The sequence below is a fragment of the Streptomyces recifensis genome, from assembly GCF_002154615.1.
GTDB lineage: Bacteria > Actinomycetota > Actinomycetes > Streptomycetales > Streptomycetaceae > Streptomyces > Streptomyces griseoluteus.
In genome coordinates, this window is sequence record NZ_MUNH01000468.1 from 1 (window position 1) to 7,532 (window position 7,532).

Sequence of the window (7,532 nt, forward strand, 5' to 3'; positions counted from 1 at the left end):
CTGGGGGCGGAGCCCCCAGGTTGCGGCGGAAACCCTGTCGAGCGGGCAGCTCGTACGGGGTACGGTGCTAGAACCACCGATCCCGGACCGGCGGGTTAACCGGTTTCACATGTACGTGGGGACTCTGTCCTTCGACCTCCTCCTCGGCGACGTCCACTCGCTGAAGGAGAAGCGCTCCGTCGTCCGCCCGATCGTCGCCGAACTCCAGCGGAAGTACTCCGTGAGCGCGGCCGAGGTGGACCACATGGACCTGCACCGGCGAGCGCTCATCGGCCTCGCCACGGTGTCCGGCGACGCGGCGCACCTCACCGACGTACTGGACCAGTGCGAACGGCTGGTCGCAGCCCGCCCGGAAGTGGAGCTGCTGTCCGTGCGACGGCGCTTCCACGGCGACGACGACTGACCGAAGAAACGCGAAGAAGAAGAAAGAACGGGAGACGGACCAGTGGCCGACAACGCTCGGGCGAAAAGGCTGGCGGACCTCATCCGGGAGGTGGTGGCCCAGAAGCTGCAGCGTGGGATCAAGGACCCGCGGCTCGGCTCGCACGTCACCATCACGGACACGCGGGTCACGGGTGACCTGCGGGAGGCGACCGTCTTCTACACGGTCTACGGCGACGACGAGGAGCGGCAGGCCGTCGCCGCCGGCCTGGAGAGCGCCAAGGGCATCCTGCGCTCCGAGGTCGGCCGCGCGGCCGGGGTGAAGTTCACGCCGACGCTGACCTTCGTCGCGGACGCCCTGCCGGACACGGCCCGCAACATCGAGGACCTCCTCGACCGGGCCCGGCAGTCCGACGCCCAGGTGCGCGAGGCGTCCTCGGGCGCCGCGTACGCCGGTGGCGCGGACCCGTACCGCAAGCCGGAGTCCGACGACGAGACGGACGACGCCGCAGAATGACAGCCAAGCCCACCCCGCCCGACGGCCTTGTCATCGTGGACAAGCCGTCGGGCTTCACCTCGCACGACGTGGTCGCCAAGATGCGCGGGATCGCCCGGACCCGCCGCGTCGGCCACGCCGGCACCCTCGACCCCATGGCCACCGGTGTCCTCGTCCTCGGTCTGGAGCGCGCCACCAAGCTCCTCGGGCACCTCGCCCTGACCGAGAAGGAGTACCTGGGCACCGTCCGGCTCGGCCAGAACACCCTCACCGACGACGCCGAGGGAGAGATCTCCTCCTCCACGGACGCGTCCAAGGTGACCCGCGAGGCGATCGACGCCGGGATCGCCAAGCTCAGCGGCGACATCATGCAGGTGCCGTCCAAGGTCAGCGCCATCAAGATCGACGGGGTGCGCTCCTACAAGCGGGCCCGTGAGGGCGAGGACTTCGAGATCCCGGCCCGCCCGGTGACCGTCTCCTCCTTCACGGTGTACGACGTCCGGGACGCGGTCGCCGAGGACGGCACCCCCGTGCTCGACCTGGTCGTCTCCGTGGTGTGCTCCTCCGGCACCTACATCCGCGCCCTGGCCCGCGACCTGGGCGCAGACCTGGGCGTCGGCGGCCACCTCACGGCGCTGCGCCGGACGCGGGTCGGCCCGTACAAGCTGGACTCCGCGCGGACCCTGGACCAGCTCCAGGCGGAGCTGACCGTGATGCCGGTCGCGGAGGCCGCCTCCGCCGCGTTCCCGCGCTGGGACGTGGACACCAAGCGGGGCAGGCTGCTGCTCAACGGTGTCCGGCTGGAGATGCCCGAGGTGTACGCGGGCGCCGGTCCCGTCGCGGTGTTCGACCCCAAGGGCCGCTTCCTCGCGCTGGTCGAGGAGCAGAAGGGCAAGGCCAAGAGCCTCGCCGTCTTCGGCTGAGCTGGTCTTGTGACCGTGGAGCGGCGGTCACGGGGTACGTGCCACATCCGCCGCTCCACGGTCCCCCCTCGGTTCCCCCACCTCTGACGTCTATCCACTCCGCACCGCCGATTCACCCGTCCGGCCGGGCGCTCGGAGTGAACCGGGGGAGCGGAAGGGGGCGCTTTCTCCCCGCGCCCTGTTCCGGTGATCATCGCGCGCCTACCGTCGAGGCGAGACGCGGGTGCACGGCTGGGGAGGCAGGACCATGGCGGGAGAGGGGCCGCGAACGGGGAGCGGCGGCTTGGGTGATCGCGCGGACGCCCTGGTGCAGATCCGCGATCTCTCCGGGCGCCTGCGCGGGGTCGGCTTCCTCGCCGACCACCAAGGCACCCTGCTCACCAGCCACGAGGCCGTCGAGGGCGCGGACCGGCTGGTGCTGCACACCGCCGACGACCGCACGCGCGTGGTCGACGCCGAGGCCGTCGTGCCGCTGCCGCGCCACGGGCTGGCGCTCGTCCGTACCGAGAACCCGGGCATCGCCCCGCTGCCGCTGACCGTGCGCGACCGGATCGAGGCGGGCACCTACGTACGGATCGCCGCGGGCGGCTGGCGCGGGGCGCGGGTGCTCACCGCCGCCCCGGCCGCCTTTCCCGTCGGGGACCGCAGCCAGCTGCTGGACGACGCGCTGGAACTCGCGCTCGGCACCGCGGCCCGCGACGCGCTCCGGCCCGGCGGAGGCACCACCGGCGGACCCGTGCTCGACGCCCGTACCGGCGCGGTCCTCGGCGTCCTCGGCGCCTCTCTGCGCTCCGCCGTACGGGACTCCGGCTTCGCCGCTCCCGTACGCCCCGCCGAAGAGGCGGACCCCGAGCTCACCGCGCTGCTCGCCCGCAACGCGACCACCGTGCCGGCCTACGGCACCGACCTCAACCTCGCCGGGGTCCTCCAGCTCTGTGCCGCCTCCGTCAGCCAGGACGGCCCGCCCGGCACCCTCACCGGGCTGCCCGGGATCGTCGAACGCGCCTCGGTGGCAGGGGAGCTGGCCGACTTCATGGCGGGTCCGCACGCCGTGTTCGCGCTCACCGGTGACCCCGGCAGCGGCCGTACGACCGAGCTGGCGGCACTCGCCGCACGGCGCCGGCAGAGCGAGGCCCCGGCTCCCACGCTGTGGCTGCGCGGGGCCGACCTGCAAGACACCGACGACTCCGTGGCCGACGCCGTCCGCCGCGCGCTGCAGCGGGCCGCGCCCGTGGCCGCCGCCTCCGCACCGGGCCGCCCCGCCGACCTCGGTGACCTCGACCCCGAAGCCCCGGCCGCGCTCGCCGCGCGCGAGGGGCGCCCGCTGCTGCTCTGTCTCGACGCCCCCGAGGAGATGCCGCCCGCCCTGCTGCCCGACTGGGCCGGAAGGACGCTCGCGTGGCTGCGCGCCACCGGGACCCGGCTGGTGCTGGCCTGCGGCGACGAGTTCTGGGAGAGCGTCGCCGAGGAGTTCCCCGCGCGCCTGCGCCTGACCGGGCTCACCCGCCAGGAGGCCCGTACCGCCCACTCCCGGTACGGCGTCCCCGAGGGCGCCCTCTCCGGTCCCGACGCCCGGCACCCGCTCGCCCTGCGCCTGCTGTCCGAGCTCCCGGTCGACGCGCCCCCGCGCCCGCTGGGCCGGCACGACGTCTTCGCCGCCCACCTCGACCTGGCGTGCCTCCGCATCGCCGAGCGGATCGCCGCCGCCAACGGGCTCGGCGACACCGCCGTACGACGCCTCGCCACCCGGGTCGCCGGGCAGGTGCACGAGGCCGCCCGCCGTGCGCTCGGGCACGGACGGGGCATGCTGGACCGGGAGGGCTTCGCGGCCGTCTTCCCGCCCGGGCGCGCCCCGGCCCGGCTCGGCGGGGGCACCGGATGGGCGTCGGCCGTCCTGGACCAGGGGCTGCTGGTCCGCTCCGGGGGCGGCTACCGGTTCGCGCACGAGGAGTTCGCGGACTGGGTGCAGGGCACGCATCTCGACCTGGACGAGGCGCTGCACGTCCTGGTCCACCGCCCGCGCGCCGAGCGTCCGGCTGGGGTGATGGCGGTGCCGCACCACCGCATCGGACCCGTGGTCCAAGCCCTGCTGCTCCTCGGGCGCCGCCAAGGGCCCCGTCAACTCGCCTTCCGGCTGCGTGAGCTGGCCGACGCCCTGGATCTCGACCCCGGGTCGTGGTGGGCCGCCCGGCTGCTCTCCCGGACCCTGCTGCGCACCCCGGACGCGCTGCCCTATCGGGAGGAGCTGCGCTTCCTCGCCGACCGGATCGTGGCCTGGCGGCGCGCGGGGCAGGCGGTGCCCGCGGAGTTCGGGCCCGCCTTCTGGACCGCGCTCGCGCTGCCGGACGCCGAGCGGTTCGCCCTGCTGCGGCGGCTGGTGCCGGCCGACCCGGCGGTGGCCGAGGGGGCGGGGGAGCGGTATCTGGACGCGGCGGCCCGGCTGCTCGCCGCCGACCCGGCCGCCGGGCAGCCGCACCTCACCCGCTGGTTCGAGGACGAGCGCCCGCTGCCCGCCACCCCGCACGCCACCGTGGCCACCGCCGCCCAGGCCCTCCTGCACACCCATCGCCACGGCGCGCTCGACCACCTCACCGAGGCCCTGATCGACAGCGGTCACCGCAGAGCCGTCGAACTCCTCGCCGTCCTCGCCGAGGACGAACCCTCCGCCGCCTGCCGCGCCGTCGACCGCTGGGCGAGGGACGAGGACCCCGGCCGCCGGGCCACCGCCCTGGTCCTCGCCCGCCGCACCGCGCCCCACACGGGCACGACCGCCGACCACAGCCTGCTGCGCCGCGCCGCCCACGCCCTGCTGGCCCGTCCCGCCGACCGCGCCCTGCACGGCGGCGCGCTGGCCCTGCTGGTCGTCGACCCGGTCAGCCGCGACCAGCACCTGCCGAGGGCGCTGCGCCACTTCACGGCCGCCGACCGCGGCCTGCCGCCCACCGCGCTCCTCCCGGCCCTGGCCACCCACCCCGACACCGTGCTCGACGCCTTCCGCGTCCGGCTGCGCGGCGGCTCCGACCCCGCCGCCCCCCTGCGCGCGCTCGCCGAAGTCACCGATCCGGCGCTCGCCCGCCGTATCGCCGCCCTGGTCCGGGAGACGGTCGCGCCCCGCGCGGAGGCGGCTCCCTGCGTCGCCGAGTACGTCGACCGCCGTCTCGGCCAGGGCCCCACGGCCCGCACCGAGCTGCTGCCGCTGCTCACCGGGCTGCTCGGCAAGGGCTTCGAGGCGGCCCGCGCGGCCCTGGCCGCCGTCCTCGTCGCCCCCGGCACCCCGGTCACCACCCCGCTGCGCCGCGAACTCCTGGACCGGCTGCTCGCCCACGAACGGGACCCCGAGGTGCTGGTCGCGGTCCTGCGCGCGGCCGCCACCCTCGGGGACGGTGACGGCACGGGCCCGGCGGCGGAGGAGGCGCGGGGGCTCGTCCACCGCACCGTCCGGCTCCTCGGCCGTACCCCCGAGGGCGTCGACCACCGGCTGAGCTGCCTCGTCCGCGAGCTGCCCGGCTTCGGCGCCCGGCTCGGCCGTTGGCTGACGGAGGCGCCGCAGGAGTGGGCCGCCGTCGTCGGCCCCGGCGTCCGGCGCGCGATCGAAGAGCGTGCCGGGACGCCCGTACCCGCGTGAGCAGGGGTTTTCGGCGTGCGCCCGGTCACAGGGGGCGTACCGATGCGGAGCCCGGTGACCCGGCATGGCACTCTTGGACCTGCACAAGAGTCAGACACGGACACGGGTTCGAGGAGCGGTCACAGTGCAGCGCTGGCGTGGCTTGGAGGACATCCCCCAGGACTGGGGGCGCAGCGTCGTCACCATCGGGTCGTACGACGGTGTCCACCGCGGCCACCAGTTGATCATCGAGCACGCCGTCGACCGCGCCCGCAAGCTGGGTGTCCCGGCCGTCGTGGTCACCTTCGACCCCCACCCCAGCGAGGTCGTACGGCCCGGCAGCCACCCCCCGCTGCTCGCCCCGCACCCGCGCCGCTGCGAACTGATGGCGGACCTCGGGGTGGACGCGGTGCTCGTGCTGCCCTTCACACCCGAGTTCTCTCAGCTCTCCCCGGCCGACTTCGTCGTGAAGGTCCTGGTCGACAAGCTGCACGCCAAGGCCGTCGTGGAGGGCCCGAACTTCCGCTTCGGGCACCGCGCGGCGGGCACCGTGGACTTCCTCGCCGAGCAGGGCCGGGTCTACGACTTCGAGGTGGAGATCGTCGACCTGTACGTCACCGGGGAGGCGGGCGGCGGCAAGCCGTTCTCCTCCACGCTGACCCGCAACCTGATCGCCGAGGGCGATGTGGCCGGGGCCCGCGAGATCCTGGGCCGCCCGCACCGGGTGGAGGGCGTCGTGGTCCGGGGCGCCCAGCGGGGCCGCGAACTCGGCTTCCCCACCGCCAACGTGGAGACCCTGCCGCACACCGCGATCCCCGCCGACGGCGTCTACGCCGGGTACCTGTACGCCCAGGGCGAGACGATGCCGGCCGCGATCTCGGTCGGCACCAACCCGCAGTTCGACGGCACCGAGCGCACGGTGGAGGCGTACGCCATCGACCGCGTCGGCCTCGACCTGTACGGGATGCACGTCGCCGTCGAGTTCCTCGCCTATGTGCGCGGCCAGGCGAAGTTCGACTCGCTGGACGACCTGCTGGTCCAGATGGGCGCGGACGTGGAGCGGTGCCGGGAGATCTTGGCCGCGGACGCGTAGGGCCGGGGGACGTGAAAGGGCGGCCGGTGCCGAGCACCGGCCGCCCTTCGCCGTCTCCGGCTACTGCTGCGGCGCCTGCGGGGGCCGGCCCTGGGGCGGGCCGGGGTACGGGTACTGCTGCGGGCCGGGGTGCGAGGGGTACGGGTGGCCCGGCTGCGGCTGCGGCTGCGGCTGTTGCGGCGGGTACGGGTACTGCTGCTGGCCCGGCACGAACGGCTGGGGCTGCTGGGGCGGATAGTGCTGGCCGGGAGCCTGCTGTCCCGGCATCGGCGGCGCGGCGACCGGCGGCGGGTTCCCGTCCCTGGTCCACAGCCCGTGCGCCTGCTGGTGCCGTACGAAGTCCTCGGCCACCATCGCCGCGAGCGTGAAGTACGCCTCGCGCACCTTCGGCCGCATCATGTCGAGGTTGACCTCGGCGCCGGCCGACAGATGCTCGTCGAACGGCACCACGACCACGCCCCGGCAGCGCGTCTCGAAGTGCGCCACTATGTCGTCGACCTTGATCATCTTCCCGGTCTCGCGGACCCCGGAGATGACGGTGATCGAACGGGAGACCAGGTCGGCGTAGCCGTGCGCGGACAGCCAGTCCAGCGTGGTGCTGGCGCTGCTCGCACCGTCCACCGAGGGCGTGGAGATGATGATGAGCTGGTCGGCGAGGTCCAGCACCCCCCGCATCGCGCTGTAGAGCAGACCGGTGCCGGAGTCGGTCAGGATGATCGGGTACTGGCGGCCGAGCACGTCGATCGCGCGCCGGTAGTCCTCGTCGTTGAACGTGGTCGACACGGCCGGGTCCACGTCGTTGGCGATGATCTCCAGGCCGGAGGGCGCCTGCGAGGTGAACCGGCGGATGTCCATGTAGGAGTGCAGATGCGGGATCGCCTGCACCAGGTCACGGATGGTCGCGCCGGTCTCCCGGCGCACGCGGCGGCCGAGGGTGCCCGCGTCCGGGTTGGCGTCGATGGCGAGGATCTTGTCCTGCCGCTCCGAGGCCAGGGTGGAGCCCAGCGCGGTGGTCGTGGTCGTCTTGCCGACGCC

6 protein-coding genes are annotated in these 7,532 nt (G+C 74.5%); 5 read left to right on the forward strand and 1 reads right to left on the reverse strand.

The features are described 5' to 3' along the window. Window positions 1–109 precede the first annotated feature (109 nt). The 5 genes from CCN33_RS22965 to CCN33_RS22985 all read left to right on the forward strand — a co-directional run bounded on the left by CCN33_RS22965 (window position 110) and on the right by CCN33_RS22985 (window position 6,497). Window positions 110–403, forward strand: a complete 294-nt coding sequence (locus CCN33_RS22965) for a DUF503 domain-containing protein (protein WP_030817206.1) — start codon at window positions 110–112, stop codon at window positions 401–403. Window positions 404–445: 42 nt separating this feature from the next. Then, complete coding sequence (gene rbfA, locus CCN33_RS22970) at window positions 446–898, forward strand: 30S ribosome-binding factor RbfA (protein WP_030817204.1); 453 nt, start codon at window positions 446–448, stop codon at window positions 896–898. Next, a complete protein-coding gene (gene truB / locus CCN33_RS22975) occupies window positions 895–1,800 on the forward strand; it encodes a tRNA pseudouridine(55) synthase TruB (protein WP_086695414.1) in 906 nt (301 codons plus the stop codon). The genes rbfA and truB overlap by 4 nt, the downstream gene beginning before the upstream one ends. 247 nt (window positions 1,801–2,047) lie before the next feature. Beyond that, window positions 2,048–5,425: a trypsin-like peptidase domain-containing protein gene (locus CCN33_RS22980; RefSeq protein ID WP_086695415.1), complete on the forward strand. Its 3,378-nt coding sequence runs from the start codon at window positions 2,048–2,050 to the stop codon at window positions 5,423–5,425. A 124-nt stretch (window positions 5,426–5,549) separates the two neighbouring features. Further along, complete coding sequence (locus CCN33_RS22985) at window positions 5,550–6,497, forward strand: bifunctional riboflavin kinase/FAD synthetase (RefSeq protein ID WP_086695416.1); 948 nt, start codon at window positions 5,550–5,552, stop codon at window positions 6,495–6,497. 60 nt (window positions 6,498–6,557) lie between these two features. On the opposite strand, the gene CCN33_RS22990 is transcribed toward CCN33_RS22985, so the two are convergent. Beyond that, on the reverse strand, window positions 6,558–7,532 hold a 975-nt coding region (locus tag CCN33_RS22990; RefSeq protein ID WP_244173910.1), incomplete at its 5' end, for a MinD/ParA family ATP-binding protein.

Excerpts from the sequence above, each read along its gene's own strand:
- truB (WP_086695414.1), top strand. The coding sequence starts at position 895 with ATGACAGCCAAGCCCACCCCGCCCGACGGCCTTGTCATCGTGGACAAG.
- CCN33_RS22980 (WP_086695415.1), top strand. The coding sequence starts at position 2,048 with ATGGCGGGAGAGGGGCCGCGAACGGGGAGCGGCGGCTTGGGTGATCGC.
- CCN33_RS22965 (WP_030817206.1), top strand. The coding sequence starts at position 110 with ATGTACGTGGGGACTCTGTCCTTCGACCTCCTCCTCGGCGACGTCCAC.